Source organism: Pseudomonas sp. Fl4BN1 (assembly GCF_009908285.1).
In the GTDB taxonomy this organism is placed as follows: Bacteria; Pseudomonadota; Gammaproteobacteria; order Pseudomonadales; family Pseudomonadaceae; genus Aquipseudomonas.
Window position 1 is genome coordinate 1 of record NZ_JAAARM010000024.1, and the last position, 18,702, is coordinate 18,702.

General features: G+C 53.8%; 14 protein-coding genes and 2 pseudogenes. 5 read left to right on the forward strand and 11 right to left on the reverse strand.

The genetic code is table 11. The annotated features are described in order from the left end of the window. A pseudogene (locus tag GV818_RS23285) lies at nucleotides 1-385 on the reverse strand (transposase); the annotation flags it as partial. 639 nt (nucleotides 386-1,024) lie between these two features. Here GV818_RS23285 and GV818_RS23290 point away from each other — a divergent pair. Both GV818_RS23290 and GV818_RS23295 read left to right on the forward strand, forming a co-directional pair. Beyond that, nucleotides 1,025-2,428 (forward strand): HNH endonuclease, encoded by a 1,404-nt coding sequence (locus GV818_RS23290; RefSeq protein ID WP_161777651.1) that lies wholly within the window; start codon nucleotides 1,025-1,027, stop codon nucleotides 2,426-2,428. 109 nt (nucleotides 2,429-2,537) lie between these two features. Next, entirely contained in the window at nucleotides 2,538-3,011 is a 474-nt protein-coding gene (locus tag GV818_RS23295) for a hypothetical protein (protein ID WP_161777652.1), read from the forward strand. A 79-nt stretch (nucleotides 3,012-3,090) separates the two neighbouring features. Here the strand turns inward: GV818_RS23295 and GV818_RS23300 are convergent, their stop codons facing one another. After that, complete coding sequence (locus GV818_RS23300; protein WP_256679517.1) at nucleotides 3,091-3,852, reverse strand: 3'-5' exonuclease; 762 nt, start codon at nucleotides 3,850-3,852, stop codon at nucleotides 3,091-3,093. A 110-nt stretch (nucleotides 3,853-3,962) separates the two neighbouring features. Here GV818_RS23300 and GV818_RS23305 point away from each other — a divergent pair, with 110 nt between their 5' ends. Continuing rightward, nucleotides 3,963-4,130 (forward strand): hypothetical protein, encoded by a 168-nt coding sequence (locus GV818_RS23305; RefSeq protein ID WP_161777653.1) that lies wholly within the window; start codon nucleotides 3,963-3,965, stop codon nucleotides 4,128-4,130. Between the two features lie 572 nt (nucleotides 4,131-4,702). Here the strand turns inward: GV818_RS23305 and GV818_RS23310 are convergent. Continuing rightward, entirely contained in the window at nucleotides 4,703-5,440 is a 738-nt protein-coding gene (locus GV818_RS23310; protein ID WP_161777654.1) for a hypothetical protein, read from the reverse strand. A gap of 970 nt (nucleotides 5,441-6,410) precedes the next feature. Between GV818_RS23310 and GV818_RS23315 the strand changes: the two genes are divergently transcribed. After that, the gene (locus GV818_RS23315) at nucleotides 6,411-7,952 is read left to right on the forward strand and encodes an AAA family ATPase (RefSeq protein ID WP_161777655.1); all 1,542 of its coding nucleotides are present in this window, start codon (nucleotides 6,411-6,413) and stop codon (nucleotides 7,950-7,952) included. Further along, nucleotides 7,949-8,809: an HNH endonuclease gene (locus GV818_RS23320; RefSeq protein ID WP_256679518.1), complete on the forward strand. Its 861-nt coding sequence runs from the start codon at nucleotides 7,949-7,951 to the stop codon at nucleotides 8,807-8,809. Before GV818_RS23315 ends, GV818_RS23320 begins: the two co-directional genes overlap by 4 nt. 713 nt (nucleotides 8,810-9,522) lie before the next feature. Here the strand turns inward: GV818_RS23320 and GV818_RS23325 are convergent. The 8 genes and pseudogenes from GV818_RS23325 to GV818_RS23360 all read right to left on the reverse strand — a co-directional run bounded on the left by GV818_RS23325 (nucleotide 9,523) and on the right by GV818_RS23360 (nucleotide 18,616). Beyond that, a complete protein-coding gene (locus GV818_RS23325) occupies nucleotides 9,523-12,462 on the reverse strand; it encodes a DEAD/DEAH box helicase (protein WP_161777656.1) in 2,940 nt (979 codons plus the stop codon). Between the two features lie 566 nt (nucleotides 12,463-13,028). Further along, the gene (locus GV818_RS23330) at nucleotides 13,029-14,231 is read right to left on the reverse strand and encodes a hypothetical protein (RefSeq protein WP_161777657.1); all 1,203 of its coding nucleotides are present in this window, start codon (nucleotides 14,229-14,231) and stop codon (nucleotides 13,029-13,031) included. A 41-nt stretch (nucleotides 14,232-14,272) separates the two neighbouring features. Beyond that, the gene (locus GV818_RS23335) at nucleotides 14,273-14,878 is read right to left on the reverse strand and encodes a hypothetical protein (protein ID WP_256679519.1); all 606 of its coding nucleotides are present in this window, start codon (nucleotides 14,876-14,878) and stop codon (nucleotides 14,273-14,275) included. Nucleotides 14,879-15,276: 398 nt separating this feature from the next. After that, a pseudogene (locus tag GV818_RS23340) lies at nucleotides 15,277-15,433 on the reverse strand (IS66 family transposase); the annotation flags it as partial. Between the two features lie 130 nt (nucleotides 15,434-15,563). Then, entirely contained in the window at nucleotides 15,564-15,767 is a 204-nt protein-coding gene (locus GV818_RS23345; RefSeq protein ID WP_161777658.1) for a hypothetical protein, read from the reverse strand. Nucleotides 15,768-15,932: 165 nt separating this feature from the next. Then, nucleotides 15,933-16,445 carry an Imm15 family immunity protein gene (locus GV818_RS23350; protein ID WP_161777659.1) on the reverse strand — a complete coding sequence of 171 codons (513 nt, stop codon included), beginning with the start codon at nucleotides 16,443-16,445 and terminating at the stop codon, nucleotides 15,933-15,935. Nucleotides 16,446-16,595: 150 nt separating this feature from the next. Further along, nucleotides 16,596-17,741, reverse strand: a complete 1,146-nt coding sequence (locus tag GV818_RS23355) for an AAA family ATPase (RefSeq protein ID WP_161777660.1) — start codon at nucleotides 17,739-17,741, stop codon at nucleotides 16,596-16,598. A 14-nt stretch (nucleotides 17,742-17,755) separates the two neighbouring features. Beyond that, a complete protein-coding gene (locus GV818_RS23360; RefSeq protein ID WP_161758835.1) occupies nucleotides 17,756-18,616 on the reverse strand; it encodes an RNA ligase family protein in 861 nt (286 codons plus the stop codon). Nucleotides 18,617-18,702: the final 86 nt, after the last annotated feature.

Below are 18,702 nucleotides of genomic sequence, written 5' to 3' on the forward strand. Positions count from 1 at the left end.
TTGTGTAGCCATTGGTAGAACCCGGCACGAGCGATCCGCAATACCCTGCACATCGTGGTAATTGCATACTGATGACGATGCTCGTTCATGAAGCGGTACTTCACTCGGGCTCTCTGGCAAAGTACCGCGCGGCTTTTTTTAAGATATCCCGCTCTTCTTCAAGGCGGCGCATTTGGGCCCGTAGCCGCAGGATTTCACTCTTGGCTTCGAGCAATTCGCTGGCCTGCTTTTCTGATTTATCAGGGGTGACGGCGCTCACCCATTTATAGAGGCTGTGAGTCGAGACGCCGAGGCGTGTGGCAATCTCCGCGACTGAATAGCCGCGTTCAACCACCTGCCTGACGGCTTCCGCCTTGAATTCCGGGGTGTATCGCTGGGTACTCATAGACTTCCTCCTATGCTCAAAGCATAGGCCGGGGATGTCTACCTTTCCGGGGCAGTCCAAAGCATAGGCCGGGGATGTCTACCTTTCCGGGGGCAGTCCAAAACGCCCTGTTGGGCTTTTTTACAAAGGCGAGTCAACACGTTTGTAAGCGATGAAACCCGCAATCTTCTGTCGTACACGAAGCCTTAACCTTGCTTGGAGCATGTTGAGATTAACCGCGCCATCTATGTCGACTCAATCACTCACTGACCACGACGAATCGCCTAGAGCACGGGTCACGACATACCCACAACCATTAGGGACGTGATTATCTATCTCATAGGTGCGGCTCGTTACATCACCAAACCCACGCTGGCTGAGATTGCGCGTGCTTCGTACTGCCCGCAACACACTCGCAAATGACGATTTAGGTGACATCAATCCTTCCTGAAATGATATTTCCGGGCAAGGTCATCCGTTGGATTCTATCGGCATCATAAGGTGCGCGCGCACAGGGGTACATTTGTACTCAGATGCTTTTTGAGCCTCTCGGATCACTCGCAGAGGCATACTCCGGTAATGTGGCGCTACTCACTGTCGCAACACTCAGAGCCTGCAGGTATACCTGCGGTTCACCATTAGGTTCGCCAAGGAAAGGATATGGCTTCACATCGCACATGCATCATCTGTGGCGCTCCCGCCAAATCAAACGAGCACATCTTCCCGGCAGCCTTGGGAGGTCGTAGAACCAACCGGGGGATCTACTGCCATGACCACAATATCGGCTTTGGCAGGCTGGTAACTCGACTTGAAACCCAGCTGGCGATGATGAACGGGGCGCTGGAGGTCAGACCAGATCGAAAGGACAAAGCCAAACCCTACATTTTCAAGGACGGCGACACTCGGTACCGGCTTATTGGGGCCGACATTCAGATCGATATGCCACCGCCGCTGGATAAGGCGCAACTCAAATCGGACATGGAGATTCAGCTAGCCGTGCCGAGCCTGGACGTGGCCCAACGCTGGGTGGAGGAGAACCAGTCCGATAAGGTCAGAATCGAGATCAAACAGGCAGGGGCGGCTCGCACGCACTACCGGACAGAGGGCAATCGCATCCGTTTGGAGTTCGGCGGGTGTGATTTTTTGCAGGCCGTGGGTTACTTGGCACTGACGTTCTTTGCACACTCGTTTCCCGGCGCTGCTCGACAGGAGGGCTTGAAACCCTTCAAGGCGATGCTCCAGCGTGAACTGAAAAACGACAAAGCAAACTGGCAGGACGAGCTCGTCTGGTGGGATGGTAGGGAAACTTCGTCGGTTGTCGGCGCTAATCCCCATGAATTTGGCCACGTCTTGGCGGTGGGGATCTGTGGCACTACGGCGCGCGCTTATGCCTACGTTTCGTTCTTCTCATGCTTGAGCTTTGGCGTTGATCTAGGGGCAGTGGAGTACGACGACGAACCGCGAACCGTATGCACCTTCATCAACCCGCTAGCGGAAAGGGCTGGTGATTCCGTTACAGTTGCCCAGGACGACGTCTTCAATGCCGAAATCGGTAAGCCCGGGATTTGTCTCCACGACATGATGCATTCCGGGAGAGCCGTGAAGGCGGTGGGCCGATTCCAAGAGAGATTGCACGTGCGCAATGCTTGGGAAATCGTCGATGCCATCATGCCTCGAGTACCGAAACAGCTGTCATCAGAGGGGCTTGAAAGGTTTTCAGAAATTGTTCGAGAACACGGCCAACCTTTACTGAATTTGCTGGGTGTGGTAGTGACCGGGGTCGCCCAAGAATTCACAAACTACGACCACGCGCAGCGAGCCCTCAACAAGATGGTCGCGAAGGACGAAAGCCAGGACAATGGCCTAGCGCCTGAGGCCTGGCAGGCACTGCAGGAATCGATGAAGGTTATCGCGTTGGCGATGCATGAGATTCATCTTGAAGGGGCCCTAGACCCTCAAGCGGTGTTGTCTTTGTTTTTCGGGCAGCCAGGCATAGCTTTGATCACATGCAAGGTCGTCCTGCCTGCCTTGCTTTCATTGTCTCCCGAAGAGTCGCTCACTTAGCCAGGATAGGAGCCCCAGCTTGTTCTCGACCTGATCCGGGCGTAGGGTTGATCCGGGCCAGAAAGCCCGTATAGGTTAGCCAGGTGGGCGGTGATTTGAGGATGCATGCATGGAGCAACTGAACCGAGCCAAACGTTACCTCAAAAGGATCCAGAAGCTGTATGCAGGGGTATTTTCATCGATGGGACATGATGAGGAGGAATACTTTGACGATGTCCTATCGTTCTTCATCCACTGCTATCACGTCAGGGACTGGGCATTCCATCAAGACGGGGCAGTCGTGCGAGCTCGAGAGATCGACGCGTTCATAGACCTAAACGAGCCGCTCAGAATTTGTGCAGATCTCGCAAATGGTTCCAAGCACTGCAAGCTCATGCGCACACCGCGCTCCGGCCATCAGCCAACCATCTCACAACCACAGAAATTGTACTCCACGTGGTTTGTAGGCGATGGCGGTGGAGAGATATTACAGTGCAGCTACCGCGTCGAGAGCAATGGCAAGTCATTCGACGTTCGAGAGCTTGCCTGCGAATGTATCACCTTGTGGGAAAAGTTCCTGAATGGCCCAAGGTCGATGGATTGATTCAAACAGCTCGTTGGTCGAGAAGATGAAGCACTACCGCTGCCACGTTCTTCGCATTATCGATCCCGCGATGATAGGTTCAGGCCCATGCTAGCCCGAGCTCCTCAACAGTAGGCTTCAGGCCACCAGGCCGCTCTCCAAACACTTGCTCGAACCAGTCTTTCACATTGAAGTGGGGTATGGTTTCGAGCAGGCTGCTGGTTTGATTGATGGCTCCATCGCGGCGTATCTGAGCAGTATCGTACTTACCCCAAGACAGCCAAGCAGCGCCGGCGTAGCCGCTCGAGAAATCATTGAGCCACTGCATGGCGTCGACAAACCCAGGAGCAGAATCGATCTCGCATTGTTCGATGGTTGTGAGCTGCCTGCAGAACGGCGTGAGTCGGGGATGTAGGCGAGGGCGAACGAAGCTCTGGAAACTGTCCACAATGCGCCGCTCTCGTTGATCAATCACGACCAATCCGAGCTCAATGGTTTCCATCTCTCCTGGCGTAATAACCAGGCCTCGCGAGGGCTCACCCGGCATCAGGTCATCGCAGGTCGCTTCAAGATCAACGCAATAGAGATAACGGTACTGGCTGAGACTGAGCTGAATATTCTGAGGCTGCTGGTTGGACATATTGCAGTAATCCAGCTTGTTGCTGTCGTTGGAGAAGGTCAGAACCCAGCCATTGACCTCGACCGTCATGAGCCCGGTCTGCGTTTGAGTCCAGCCCAAATCACCCAGGCGTCGCATCGCTTGCTGTCCAAGCGCAATAGCACGCAGCGCAGCAAAACTGCTCCGATTGTAACGGGAAAGCGCAGTCGTCAGCGTTTTAACGAAGCATTCAACCGAGTGCATGCCGGCGGGCAGGTCTGACCGCCGCGATCACTGAATCGGTGCCCGATCCATGAAACGCCTTCAAACGGCCAGCGCCAGGCAGGGGAGCATGAGAGACAGAGGGTGGGCGGATGCCCCACAAGGGCACCGGCATCAAGCGGTTTCAGGAGACCTGGGAGAAAGTGCTCGAGGTTGAGTTGAAATCAAAACAGCTTAAGGGCATTGATACATCACCGCTCATCAGTGAGGTACAACAATGCGTGGAAGTTACAGCAGCAGCTCGTCTGCCGGGATCTTGATCTGTTTGGCCGTGTTTTTGTGTTTCTGTGCCGTGGTCACCTTGGCCGACCAGGTACATCTGGATATCGCCACTACCGGCGCTGTCCTGGGAAGGTTGGGGCTCGCCTGGCTCTTAGGGTACTGCCTGGGCCGAGGGCTACTAGGCGTAGGTCTCAGCTACAGCTGGCCAGGGTGCCTCGGGCTTTCCTGGATCGCCCTCATGCCTGCGTTCAGCGTTTGGCTTGACGAGGACACCTAAGCCTGGCTCGAGCCTTTTTGGTCTCAATTGGTAGGCGTGTTTGCGGTAGCACTTCTCGCGTTTCGCATCAAATCAATCGCAGAGTAAGTCTGATCGGGGCGTGACCATGAACACCTCAGACTGAGGTCGAGGCGCTCCTCGCGATCGATGGCATACTCAATGACGTGAAACCACCTCAGCGGCGATTTTAGCCGAGCGCCGCTGTCGTTCATCAGCAGTGGTAAACAGTGTCAGACAGCAAGCATTCTGCTGGGGCATTCGACAGGTTCGAGTAGTACTAGGCGAACATTCTGAAAAAACAAGGCGCTACCATCTCTCTCAGCCCCCCTTGCACTAACTTTTACTTGAGGCACTCCCATTTGCTGCGTGATAACTCCGCACCGCCGCCTGCATTTCTCCCACGTACCTTTGAAAATCGCCGACGGCATACTCCAAAAAACGTTCGTCCATCAGCACATCGTCAATAAAGTTGACCGACACCCCCTCGGTTTTGCGAATGGCTGACAAGACCCTTTTTTCCGAAGGGCTCTTTCTACTATTGCGCGTGCTTATTTCCCTATATCCCTTAGCGGTGCCGTCGCTGTGAGCCATTACATTCCTGATAACAGTCAGATGATCCAGATCTGTGATGCCTTGGCCACCAATGACCTTTTTGAGCATAACGTGGGCCTTTTCTATTGGCCCCATACCCTTGAGCTCTCCCTCAAACCCAGTGAGTTCAAGCATAAACTCCAGGCATTGACTCATACGGTGTTCGAACAACCCAAACATCGTAAGAAATGCTGAGCGTCGCGTGAGTTGGGTGATCATAAATTTGTGTGTCAATAACACTTCTTCATGGTCATAACCGATAGAAGAGCCGCATGAGTAGAAAGTCCGTTGCCGCACGTAGTGTTCACCGTACTGACCGTACGCTTCTTCTTCGTGCTCATGCTCCTTTATCGAATCGTCGGCTTCCTTGAGTGCAAGCGCCACATTTTTTTCTGCCTGCTCTGCGAGCATTCGCATGACAGAGATGGACTCGCTGAGGGCACACATATGAACACTGAAAATAAAGTCGAGCTTGGCCAAATTGCCTCCCTGCGGGCTCATTTCGAAGACACACGATTTTCTGGGCAGATCTGAGGTCTGCTCAGCGTACATAATCCATCCGCATCTCGATATCCCAGCCTGGGCTGGCGCCCTCATAGATCTCGGAGGGCAGGCCGCATTGCCCCACGGTCGATCGCCCAGAACACAGGCCACCTAGGCAGGGCCTAGCAAGCCCCAGACGTTCGAGTACCTGCAAGTTGCCACCGCAGGTGTCCTCTATCCAATTTTTTGGAAGTGAGGAGCTTTCTTTGGAGGCAAAGAAAAGGTGGCGGCGAAGCCGCAAAAGCAGGGCAACCCTCTCCACCAGTCACTTGATGCCATCTCAATTGCATGTCATCAAAGCCAGAAAAGCGCTAGAAGCAAGGGCAGAAGCGGCCCGAAATCCGCGGTAGCAAGCGCTAACGGGTGAAATGCTTAAACCACCTCCTCAGTTTCTCGGCAACCGGATTATGTTCGGCGATCTGACGTGCGGCGTGAAGCGGTTCAAGTCACAGCGATGAGGCGGTTGGTTGCGCGTCCATTGAGTGGCGACCAGTTGTCTTTCCAGTGGGCCTGATTGATACCTGCCGATTTAGGTCAGGAGGTAAATATTGAGTGTTATACCGCTCAAAAAAGGCAATAACGGAGCGCACGCCAACGATCTGAGCTTCACGTGTTCAGAAGCCTTATTGCAGGTTGAGCAGGGCACTAACGAGCATATGCATCGATATACTGGGCCACTGCGGGCGCACACCGCCGCTAAACCACTGAAAATCTCGAAACGATAATGCGGTGCCGGCGGCGAAATGTAGGATTCAGGCGGCCAAGTTCCTGTATCCACTGAAGATAAGCGCTGTGTTAGGCCTGATCTGCGCGTCACGCGTTGTGGTTCCGGAGCTGAAATGCCACCATGAGAACCAGCTGGCGAAGATGGTCGCTGAACATCGCGTTGTATCAGGAACAGGGAAGAATGGAATTTCACATCATAGGAAGGGAAGAAAAATTCCCGAGCGGCAGACCCAGTACTGCTTACCTGAAATATGACCGCTGGAACGACCACAGTTTTGTCACAATGTTTTATGTCATCGCGTACGACGAATCTGGCGCGGCTCACGACCTTGAGAATGTCAAGATTGGATTCAAGGGGCAGGATACCGCAACAACCACACGCTCCAAACTTCCAGATTCTTTCCAAAGTCTCCCAGAGGGCTTCTTCTCACTCGGTACCAGTGTGGAGTACTACCAAAAAATCGCGAGCCTATCCTCCGATGATTTGCGGTTTGACTTCCTCCGAGGGATGAATGACATCGTTGCCAACCCTGAAATCCTCGAAGCGATAATAGACGAGCCCGTGCTGTCAATCTCGTTGTTGCGCAATGTCAGCTTGGCCAGCGTCAAGAATCAATTTACGCGAGTCCTACTTGGTGGTGCTGTCCGAACCAATTTTTCTTTCGTCTACACGAAGCAAGCGGATAGCTCTACCGCCGGCATTGAGTTGAGTTTTGATGTGAATGTTGATTCGACGCCCCTGACAAATGTGCACGCGCTAATCGGGCGAAACGGCATCGGAAAGACCACCATCCTCAATGGCATCACCAATGCCATCCACAATCGCCACGCTGGTGCAGATGCCATCTACCAAGTTCAGTTTTGGGGGCAACAGCGAGCGATTATTGCCCCTGATTTTTTCAGCAGCGTAGTGCTCGTATCCTTTAGCGCATTTGACCCCTTTGATCCACCTCCAGAGCAGCCCGATCCAGCCAAAGGCACCTGTTTTTTCTATGTCGGGCTAAAGTCAAAAGGCGAGGACGCATGGCATGAGTTAAAGCGCCGGGACGCTCTCAAATCTGACTTCATCGACGGTATGAGAGGGTGCCTGCGGGAAACGCATAAGCGAAACCGTTGGCGACAGGCCGTCAAAACTTTGCAAACTGATGAGAATTTCGCAGGTTTGGGATTCGACAGGCTCTTGTCTTTGAGTGGCGAGGAATGGAGCACGGCGGCCAACGAAATCTTTTCGAACCTTAGCTCAGGCCATTCGATCGTGCTGCTGACTATCACCAAGTTGGTCGAGCGGGTCGAGGAAAAAACTCTCGTCCTGATGGATGAGCCCGAAAGCCATTTGCATCCGCCACTGCTATCGGCATTGATTAGGGCGTTGAGTGAGCTGCTTCTGGATCGCAACGGTGTAGCGATCGTGGCCACGCATTCCCCGGTGGTGCTCCAGGAAATTCCTGCGTCGTGTGTCTGGAAAATTCATCGGTCTAATTTGGTGGCGTCAGCGCAGCGGCCAACAGTTGAAACGTTCGGCGAGAACGTAGGGATTCTTACCCGGGAAGTTTTTGGATTGGAAGTCGCATCCTCGGGTTTTCATACACTTCTTGCAGCTGAAGCTGCCGAGGGACATACCTTTGAGGTGATCCTTGGAAAATTCGGTGGGAAATTGGGGCTTGAGGGGCAAGCAATTCTTCGGGCGTTAATCGCTGAGCGTGATTCAAAGGTGCAGGCATGAAGCAATTGTTAGCCCCGAGTTGCACTCCTGAGGAGGCCTACATGGCCTGCACCTCTGCGATAATTGATGATCATCAGAGAGATAGAATGAGGGGTATTCTTCCAGGTATCAAAGCCAACGCCACCGAATTTATCGAAAGAGTCGCCGCCGGATCCACGTGGGAGTTACCATCATTGAGGTTGGCCAGGGGGGACGATCCCTTCGTGATCGATGACATTCGAAAAAGCGAGCTCGTTCACCTCTACGAATACTACATGGTGCAGCGAGAACCTGGCCGAGCACTCTACGACTCTATTTTGGTGGCTGCAGGTGACCATTGTCCTACATGTGGAGGAATAGGACGACCGCGAACCCTGGATCATTATTTGCCAAAAGCCAACTACCCGAAGCTGACTATCGTTCCTCAAAACTTGATCCCTGCCTGCCGTGACTGCAATACCGACAAACGCAATCCCTTGATTGACCACCCGCATCGGCAACCGCTTCACCCATATCTGGACAAACGACAATTTTTCGAGGAAAGGTGGATCAGTGTTTCCGTATCTCACACCAGCCCTTGCTCAATCATCTACAGCGTCAGTCCACCTGATGACTGGAATGATGAGGACAAGGCAAGGGCAGTTAATCATTTTGACCTGTTCGGTATTGCCGAGCGGTACAGCATCCAAGCGGGATCAGAACTCAGCATGCTGATGGACATGGGGGCGAACTATTTCAGCAGGCAGCCCCCCGAAGCTTTCTCTGACTTCCTTCGTTCAGGCGCTCAGGTGACTGGTTTGGTGATCAATGGATGGAAAAAAGTGCTTTACGAAGCACTGGCGGATGACGTCTGGTTTTGCAACCGCAATTATCGGTAGACGTTATCTAACTAGCTCCAGCGCTGCGCACGCAGGTGAGGAACCGCTTGGGATGTCGCTTCGTCACGACGCCCTGCAAAGGATCGGTCTGATCGAGTACAAGTTATAGCGATGAGGCGGTTGGTTGCTCGTCCATTGAGTGGCGACCAGTTGTCTTTCAAGCGGGCCTGATAGATATCTAGCGATCTAGGTCAGAAGGTTGATATTGAGTGCTCTACCGTTTTCAAAAAAGGTAGTAGCCCGCGACCCGATGAGATGAGCTTCAAGTGTTCAGAAGCCTTTTTGCAGGTTGAGCAGGGCACTGACACGCACAAACACCGAGCTACAACGGTGGCCGGATGACTCGATCGTTCGTTGCTTTCAAGATGTAGATGACGAGAATAGTACCGCGCGGTTGTCAGGATTGAACAATTCCATGCTCTTGCCCGGCGACGCTCTACGTCGGCGAATGCTAGAGAGCATCATAGCTTCCGTGTTCTGGTAAATCAGCTTGGAATTTGAAGGGTAGGGCGGATTACAGTTAGCCGGTATACCCTTGCCCACGAACGCAGTCCAGGACAAGCGGAGTTGGGAAGCCCGAAAGGAGTTTAGCGTTCCCCAGAGGAGAGGACGCCTTGATAATGCGTGCGTCAACGCCATGAATCCAAGGCACTGGCGTTGCAGCTAAAACCAACACCAGCGGAACAGGTCACTGTCCCGCCGGAGTAGGTGCATCAGGGGCTAACGATGACTTTGATGTCCGATCCCGAGATGCTTTTGATGTATGAGTGGCTTGTTCCCAATACAGCAAGCTGTTCCTTTGACACCCTCTTCGCGGATATCGCGGGCTGCACGATCACAAATTTGAAGATCAGCTCGTGGTCGTGGCACTTGTTGCGGAGTATCTCCAGCTGCTGAGGCGTGCCTTTGAGGATTCTGTCGAAATCCTTCAGCAATCCTTTCTGGTACCGATCCATCAGTCGGTTGAAGAACTTATCTCCCGTGTACAGCCATTTCACCGACCTCGACGCCTGACCGCATACCTCATAGACGTCTTCAACGCGTGCCCCGGGAGCGGCCACGCCCTTCGTCATAGGGCAGAATTTGCAGTGGTAAAGGTCTACATAGATGGCGTCCTTGCTTTCTCGAATTGCCACCAGGTCAGCGATTTCGCCTTTGCCGTCATCATTGAATACGATCGAGTAGTCATCAGCGATCTTATCAAAGGTAAAACCTTGTACTGAATCCTTACGTCGCTCTGCGCGCATAGACTCTTGATGGATTTTCGTCGCTCCCCAATTCCAGGGCTCGAGCAAACCGGCAGGCAGTTTTACATCCATACTGTTGAGCGAGTACTGACGATAATTGCCCTGCACCATGGAACCGTCGACCTTGAGCAGTACAAGCGGGTCTCCATCCAGGTAAGAGTCGAGCGGCATTTCGTGGGGGTAGAGGATCTTCACACCTGGGCAGGACGTCTTGTATGCGTCCTCCAACAGCCTGACAGAGATGGTAGTGAGGCGACGCTCCTCGCCATCATTGCCCGCGACCAAAAGGGGGATCTCCAACGTCTGCGGGTCACTGTACTCAGGCTTACCAAGCTCGACGTCGAGAAGGTTGAAAGTTTCCCCTTGAAAATACAGTGAGATCCTTTGTTCGTTTTCGATTGCGATCGACACAGGCCAGTCAGCGTAAAATAGGCCTTCCGGCCACTTGCCCTTGATCTGCTCCATACGCATGACGTTTTTGAGTACGTCACCAGGGTCAATGGTGTTGTCGTTCAGCTTGACCGCCATGCGCTTGCACCACTCGACCCAGTAGTCGATCGGAGAGGAACTCATCTCCCAGATCTTGCCCTTGTGCGAGCATCCCACGGTGGTTCGTTCTCCACCCTCAAACCCGGTGGCGAAGATGTTGGACTTCGTAGCGTTGCCTTTCTCAATGTCACTAATCACTTGGTTGATATCGCGCCCCACGTGCATCGTGAACCGCAGGTCTTTCCTGGCGCGTGACAGGCCAACGTTCTGCAGTTTCATCAGCTTGATGTCATGGAGCGTACGGAAGGCCGGCTCACCATTGATGCGACGAGAGTCCTTGGCCACCAAGTTCAGAAAGCGAGTTGTCTGGGTGTCGTCACCCGAGGTGTGAATGAACAGGGTTTTCTGCGCTTTGTCATAGAACGCGATGTACAGATTCCAATTGGTATCGACGATTTCTTCGGTCTGAGCCCACCCAACCAGTGTCTCTCGCCGAGTCACGGCAATCACTGTATCGGCCTGATCGTTGATCGAGATGTACTGCAGCGTTTCCCTGCGTCCATCAAGATCCTGCGCCCGCTGTGGTCTCCAGTCTGAGGGAGAGACGTGGTATGCCACCGCGCTGATTTTGGGATTCGGATTCAGGCCAAAAATCACTTGGGCGTCGTCCCCGTCGGCGAATTGTTCATTAAAGTCCGCCTTCTTAATTTCCCGGCCGACCTTTTGCTCGCTCACGTTGCGGATGACTGCACCCCAGTCAGCACTCTCTTTATAGAGGTCTGCCATCTGGTGGTCGGTCTTCTGGTTAGCGATGTTCGCCACGAACTTAGCATCACCAAGGGCGGCATCAACCCTCGTCAGCCGGCCAATGAATTGGAGTGTAACAGCAGGACTTTGGTGCTGATCATGAATGGCCGCGATCTTGAGTTCGGGCAGATCGAAGCCTTCCCCAAGCATGTCAACGCAGACGATGATCCGGTGCTTTTTTTTGACGATCTCCGCCATCACCTTGGCTTGGTTTGGCACCTTGCTATGGATCAGCACGGGGGTCAGGTCGGCGTGCTGCTTATAAATCTCGAACAGGTCAGTCGCCCGCTTGTGCGACTTTGCCCGCACCATCATCAGATGGTTATATCCAGCCTCAAGGTCAGCCCTCAGCAGCTCAACAGCTTTGTCTGCGATGGCCTGATCGGACAGCTTGAGGTTGTATTCTCGTACTGGATGGAACTCGATACCTTTGAAATAGCCGTCAAGCTGCGCATCCCGGAGCGGGTAGTTGTAGATGATCTTGCCGGCCAGAGCCAGACCATCCTCCCGGAACGGCGTCGCTGTGAACTGAATACATGGTTTGCCCCTGAAGGCTGTTTTGATTCGATTCCAACTGGCTGCCACGACATGGTGAGCCTCATCGATCATCAGATGGCTACACATGTTCACGAGCGCCCCCAAGGCGGCGTCTTCAAATAACAGCAGAGCCTGGGGAGTGGCCACAATGATATTGGCGTTAGCCAACTCAGCAACCTGCGCTTCAGACAGCATTGAATCGATGGCTGCAACGATAGGATTGCGCGCCTTGTCCGATACGGCCCCAACCGTGCGAAGCGTCTTCATCTCCGTGCACTTGCCAACCAATTGCGTACGGAGAGCGTCTGATGGAACCAGGATCAATGTTCTAGCCATTCTAGCAGCGATGATAAGCCCGAGCATGGTGTCAGTCTTCCCTGTCCCTGTGGGCATAACCACCGTAGCGGTGGAGGAGGGATCGACCACCAGATGCCCCAGGGTGGCGTAAAGCGCAGCCAACTGCGGTTTGCGCAACCCAGGTGCATTCGTTTTGGGATCGTCGAGACTGAAGTTGAACAGGTGGGTTTGCCAGCTCTGGTACACATCCGAATGCGTTATGACTACATCGTCCATGGCGATTACCTGGGGTAAAAAACTCAGGGGAGGGTGGCGATATGGTAGCACGACGTAATCGTATCAATGACTTGACTCAGGCCAATGCAAGGGCAAGCCGCATCGCCCCCGCGTTCTAACCATCCGCCTCAATGTGTCGGACTGGCGTTGAACAATCGAACTGCTTTGAGCAAGCGGAGCACGCAGGCGTGGGAATGAGCGCCCACATAGCCGAGTCACCGCGCGCGGAGGGGGCACGATTCACGCCAGCCGTCCCGGTAGGGTGCGCACCATCGTAATGCAACGATGTGGCTCGAGCTTTCTGAACCTCCATGGCCGATGAGCAGGTGCTTCCAGGGACGAGGTGCCCGCTTGGCGGATGGCTTGATTTACGAACTACCCCAGTAGTCGCTGAGGAGCAATGTCATGGAGAAGATGGCGTTCACAATAATGTCGCGTGGCTGATGCATAGATTCAGCCCGCGAGCAAAGCAGTACTACAACCAACTCAACTAAATGACTATTTAGTTGAGTTAAAAAGGTTTCATAGGAATACCCTCGAAAAGAGCAGGGCAGACATTCTAGATACTAACCACGCCACGCAAAGAAACGTTGATAGGCACTTTCCGCGTTTGATTTTCGCACAAGTCTGATTACGTCATCCATCCCCATCGTTCTTGCGCTGTGGTGCATACTTGTTTCTCGCAACCAGAGCAGACTCGCTTTACGAAACCCTGAGTCCGGCGAGACCACACATCCGCTCTCGGTAAGCCTATCAATGACGACTTGACATACTGTCCGGAATAACAGTCTCGCATGAGCAGAGCTAATTGAATCTTTGCCACGAATCTTTCGGAGCAACAATGTGTGATCACGCTCTAACGGAATGGATTGTTGGCCAAATTTTTTACGATAACGATTGACATAGTGATCTACAAACTCAGAATGTATTTTCCATGCGTGATTGCCGGGAAACTTCTCCTCCACTAAATCGTAAGTTCCATCCTGCATAAGTCGCAGCGCACTGATTGTCAGACCTCCCCCTAGGCTGTCGATCTCAGTTGGCTGCATCCTAAGATAATAAACGGACGCAATCATGAGCAGCGTACGCTCATGTTTGATGTCCTTATCCGCAAGGTCGCTAAGCGTCAACATCAACACCGCAAACTCTTCGTCAGTGAAGAAATTCGCACCAGTGTGAACAGGAAGACTTATGGCGTAAAAGCCAGCAGCGTGTAACCTTTGCGCAGGGTTGGTTGCTATAAGATCACTGTAGTGCAGATGCAAAAAAAAATTCGCAACTACAGACATCTGCATAGCTAGCGCGCCTCTGCCAGCTATGTACGCTATGTGAGTACGATCATCCCCAATAGACGGTTGTTCAAAGCTAAACGGACGCCAAGCGGGGTTAAATCCTATTGCCTGTTTCAGTTTGCCGGGAGTAAATCGCCGATGAGACTTATCTGCCACCCAGGCATTCGGGGGGGACGTGCAGAAACTCATAAATTCTTGAATGTCGCCTTCATTCAAATCAGTTATGGGCTTTTTTGCCTCCAAAATGCTCCAGAGCAAGAGTCGTTCGATACAGCTTCGATAGTTTGAATAGCGCGTAGGTTCGGTATGCTTAACCAAGAACTGCTTCACCAGCAGGTAGCTTTTTGTCGGCAGACTACTAGCTGGGCATTGGTTGAGAAAATGCTTAATTACAGAGAGTTCGCCATCGAGGCTGTCGGGATCTAGCTGTGAAAATTCTTTTAGCGTTTCAAAGCAAGGGCGGGGTATTGATTCCATGATTTTTTCTACCAGTAGTCTCTGAGAGTTATCTCTGAACATTAGTCGCGATTTTTCAAACCCAGTTTTTTAAGCGAGTACGAGCGTTTATCTTCATAACTGCTGTAGTAGATGTCCTGAGTAGTAGACAAATTGTTGTGACGTAGATCCATCTGCAAGTCCTTAAGGTCTCGCCAAGGGGCATCAAGTGTCGCAGCCGTATGCCTAAGCCAGTGTGTGGAGGCCAGTCGCAGAGCCTCAATCTCGCCAAGTTGGCGATCTTCGTTCACCATTTCATTAATAGCCTGGTCGAACAGCTTCTGGATGATCGAATGAACCATTCGAGTGGATAACCCTGGACGACCATTCAAGGTCGCAATCAGAGGGGTCTGTTCATTAGGTAATGGCAGTTCAGGCAGCCCCATGAAGCGTCGGTAGCGCTTTAGGTAACGATCAATGTATTCCGGCCTTACAGCTACCTTGGCGGCTTTGTCACCCTTACCAATGAGGTAGAACCACCAGTTGCCTTCATGATCTGTCTTGAAGGAGCCCATTGTGGGCTGCCAATTCACCCGACCACAGAGATCTGAAACGCGTAGGTACATCGAAAACAACGTCGCGGCGATGAACAGGGTGCGTTCATGGTGTTCAGGAGCAGTTGCTGCCATTTTTTCAGCGGTGGTCAGTACGAAGTCCCGAGGCTTTCGGGGTGGAAACGCTAGGCGCCGTCTTAGGCGCCATCTTTAAGGGAGGGCCACAGGAGGAAATGACGCGTCAGCCAATCAGCAGTTGATTGTCAGGACTTTAATTTTCGCGTTCGCGAAAACGACGGCCGGAGGCAGTGCCAGGCTTCAAATCTGATCACCAGAGCCCCTCACGTCCGTATATGATGGTTCGCATAATGTATATTATGTTAAATCATGTGTTATGTCGGCATTGATCAATTGAGGTGTCCACTTCCACTAACCCCCGAGTCCCCGGAAGTGAACATCGAAATATTTGAGACCTAAAGATCGAAACTCAGATTTCTTGCTCCATTTTGGATCTTCCCTTCAACGCGACACCTTGCGAAAGCATCATGCCCGCTGAGGTTGGCCGACTGGATCAAACTCATCAGCACCGCCGCCCGATTTCCACCGCAACGAGCCGGCAAACAACCATTTTTTGCGTCCGAGCGCCCATGGCTGCATCTGATTTTCTATGTAGTTGTTGCCTATCGGCACCTCTCATATAAGGCCGCGATGTGCCGCAACGCTTGCTCGGCGAGCACGCTTTTATCACCCAGCGACGCCCCCCGGCTTGGTGAAAGACCGCTGAGAAACATCGTGATTTTGGACTGAATTTGTACGGCCGTTAACTCCATTCAACTGCCGCCGATGCTGAGGGTAACGCTTCGCTCTGCTCCAAAGCAGCACTTCTCCGGTCGCCAAGATCGATCAGCGCATCGAGTATGCGTAGCAAGCCTAACGACTGGTCTTGATCCAGCGGAAAGTGTTTATCTGCAAGACGTTGGACCACGGCAGCTTTGAAAGTGCTGTAAGCGTAGCGCTTCTGCACGCTCGTAGGCCCCTGCCAGGTCTTTCTCGGTGATGATGATCGAGCAGATCACAAATCCTTTGACCAATTACTCAGTCTGTTGCCGATGTTGCAGGTTGGGCATTCAAAATCAGCCGCCTAGGTCAAAAGCGTATCAGCACCAACAGACAGACGAGTTCTTTACACTCAACAAGTCCTGGGAACAGCAAAGACCCTTACAATTTCCTCAGCGCAAACGGCGTCATGAAATCTACTTTCATAAAAATCAAAAGCAGTTTCTACCCCACACTTGGAAAAATGCCTTTTTACTTCATTCATCTCCCGTGACTCAAGATCTCCATCATTTTCTCGTACTTTTTCCAAAAATCCGACCGAGGCCAGCTTTGGATAAATAAATATATTAGGTATGAGGATGCCTTGTTCCTCCAACCCCTCAAAGTCTGTAAAGGTCAAGGCAAAAAATACACTTTCACTTCTCGATACTTCTAACAATCTTAAAGTATTCAAAAGAAATACAGCGAGCCCTGTCAAAAAGTTAGAAGCCCCGCTGCCGCTCATCTCATCCTTTAAGAGCTTTAAGCGGCTGTATCTTGACACAAGCGGAATTTCTTCAAAGCTTTCATAGTTCTCAAAGAATACATCCAGGTCATTATACGGTTCTTCGCTGATTATTTTACTGTAGACATCAGTAAGCTTCATTTTTAGGGGGGGGGCTCCATCCGTGCTTATTAAGTCATTCTTCTGTTTTCTTCGAGAGCGTCACATCCCCTTTGCTCTTTTCAATTGTATTGTCCGACTCACTGTATTGGATTTGGAGCAGCCTCCTCGACGACTCTCCATTAGGACCGCTCATCCCGTCACTGCCTGATAAACAACCCGGTGTGCCTCGGTCGGCAGCGGCACTTCCCACTTGAACAGCATGCGGCGGATATCATCGTTGCGCAGCGAGGTGTCGCGCTTCTGGTTGCGCCGCATGATCTCGTCCTCGGGGCGCTCCAGGTAAACAATCTCCACCTGCGCGCCGTAACCGTAGAGCAAGTCCAGGGTACGGTTGCGCATCTGCGTCGACAGGTGCGTCGAGTTCCACACAAAGGGTTTGTGCTCGCGCAACAGGGCCTTGGCCCGGTCGATAGCGTAGTGCGCAGCGGCGCCCTCGTTCTGGCCATGGCGCAGGCCAAGGGCCTGGCGCGCGTCGTCGAACGACACCACCGGCAGATCCGGGTAGTGCTGTGCGGTCCAGGTGTCCTTGCCGCTGGCCGGCAGGCCCGAGAGCATCACCACCGACGAACCCTGCGGCGCATGCAACGGGTAGTCGGGATGTACCCGGGCGCCACGCAGGTACTGAATGCGTGTGTAGTCGTCGGCAAAGGCCCGCGGCCCGTGCAGGCAGCCCTCCTCCTCCGCCAGTTCGCGCCACAGTTCGATGGCGTCCAGTACATCGGCCTTGCCGGCGTAGTTGCGGCCCTGCATATCGGCCTCGGCCACCGCACAGAGCATCCACAGCGGCAGTTCCCAGGACAGTTTGTGCAACAGGAACTCAGCGCTGCGGCCGCTGCGATCACCCTGCAGGGCGAAGAACGGCACCTGGTGCACGGCGATGATGCGGCAGATCTGCTCGCGCAGCTCGAAAGGCACGCCGGCGCGCCACAACAGCAGCCGCGCATCCACCGCGCCCCGGCGTGAGTGACCGGGCTGGCCGATACGCCCGGTATCCGGGTCGATCACCGTGGTGTCGGGCTTGGCGATGTCGTGCAGCAGGGCAGCGAAGAACAGCACAAAACGCTGCTCGGCGCTGGCCTGCTGGTAGGCGGGTTGCGCCAGCAAGGCTTCGACCACCAGGCGGGTATGAATCCACACATCGCCCTCGGCGTGGTAGGTCGGGTCTTGCGGTGTGTCGGCCAGGCGCGCCAGAGCCGGAATGGCCACCAGGCAGGCGGCGGCGTCCATATCGCGTCCCGGCTCGGGGACCAGTTGTTGCAGTTGACGAATATCCATTTCGGGATGCTCCTTCAGTAGCCGTGGCGTGGGCCCTGCCAGTCCATGGACAGGCGCGGCGCATAGAGATCGACGCCGTCGGCCAGTTGATTGGGGATAAAGGGTTGATTGGCATGGTGCTGGTCGGCATCGAGGATGGCCTGGACGAAGTCCTGGCGTACCCACTTGAGCCGGCCAAGGGTCTGTTGCTCATCCTCGAGCTTCAGGTACAGGCCTTCCATGCGGCTGGAGCGGTCACACTGGCGCCACGCACGGGCCAGGTCGAGGCCTTCACGGCGTACCACCTGCTCGAACACTTCGCGCCAGCGCGCGCTCTTGGCCAGCGAATCGCTCACCAGCGCCATCAGCTCGGCATGCCGGCGCGGCGCCGGGCCTTCGTACAGCACCGGCACCGCAAGCACCGGCCCACCCTCAAGCAGGCACCGGCGCGCCGCGGTGGAGAGGAACAGCCCTGTGGCGCGGTCCCACACATCGAACTCGCAGAAGTAATGTGGCAAGCGGTCGTAGAACACCGAGTGCTTCTTGTGCAGCCATTCGCCATACAGCACGAAGCGGTCTTCCAGGCGCTCCAGCAACCAGTGCTCATGGGCCGAGGCCCACTGCTTGAACAGATTGAACTGGCGCTCGCGACCACCGCCGGTGAGGTAGTGACCGCGTGACTGCAGGCGCAACTCGCCGCCTGCGGTAAAGCTGATGCCGGCGTTGGCGCCATCGAGTTTTTCTTCTACCACCAGCCACTGCCCGGCCAGGGCGGCATAGCGCACCTGGCCAGTGTCAGTGTCGCCATCCTGCAGGCGCGAGCCTTGCAGGTGGGGCGTGCGGGGGTATTTGAGCAGTTCCAGGTTGTGCGCGGTGGCACGAATATCCATGTGCATGGGTTTGTCCTCGAAAATAGAGAAAAACCAACGACAGGATCAGGCAGGCATGGCAGTGAAGCGCCGCCGCGCGCAGGCACGGGCAG

What these genes read in the sequence shown, in the direction of transcription:
- GV818_RS23300 (WP_256679517.1), bottom strand. Translation starts at nt 3,852, where the DNA reads ATGCACTCGGTTGAATGCTTCGTTAAAACGCTGACGACTGCGCTTTCC.
- GV818_RS23315 (WP_161777655.1), top strand. Translation starts at nt 6,411, where the DNA reads ATGGAATTTCACATCATAGGAAGGGAAGAAAAATTCCCGAGCGGCAGA.
- GV818_RS23330 (WP_161777657.1), bottom strand. Translation starts at nt 14,231, where the DNA reads ATGGAATCAATACCCCGCCCTTGCTTTGAAACGCTAAAAGAATTTTCA.
- GV818_RS23350 (WP_161777659.1), bottom strand. Translation starts at nt 16,445, where the DNA reads ATGAAGCTTACTGATGTCTACAGTAAAATAATCAGCGAAGAACCGTAT.
- GV818_RS23360 (WP_161758835.1), bottom strand. Translation starts at nt 18,616, where the DNA reads ATGCACATGGATATTCGTGCCACCGCGCACAACCTGGAACTGCTCAAA.
- GV818_RS23335 (WP_256679519.1), bottom strand. Translation starts at nt 14,878, where the DNA reads ATGGCAGCAACTGCTCCTGAACACCATGAACGCACCCTGTTCATCGCC.
- GV818_RS23305 (WP_161777653.1), top strand. Translation starts at nt 3,963, where the DNA reads ATGCCCCACAAGGGCACCGGCATCAAGCGGTTTCAGGAGACCTGGGAG.
- GV818_RS23355 (WP_161777660.1), bottom strand. Translation starts at nt 17,741, where the DNA reads ATGGATATTCGTCAACTGCAACAACTGGTCCCCGAGCCGGGACGCGAT.
- GV818_RS23290 (WP_161777651.1), top strand. Translation starts at nt 1,025, where the DNA reads ATGGCTTCACATCGCACATGCATCATCTGTGGCGCTCCCGCCAAATCA.
- GV818_RS23320 (WP_256679518.1), top strand. Translation starts at nt 7,949, where the DNA reads ATGAAGCAATTGTTAGCCCCGAGTTGCACTCCTGAGGAGGCCTACATG.
- GV818_RS23325 (WP_161777656.1), bottom strand. Translation starts at nt 12,462, where the DNA reads ATGGACGATGTAGTCATAACGCATTCGGATGTGTACCAGAGCTGGCAA.
- GV818_RS23295 (WP_161777652.1), top strand. Translation starts at nt 2,538, where the DNA reads ATGGAGCAACTGAACCGAGCCAAACGTTACCTCAAAAGGATCCAGAAG.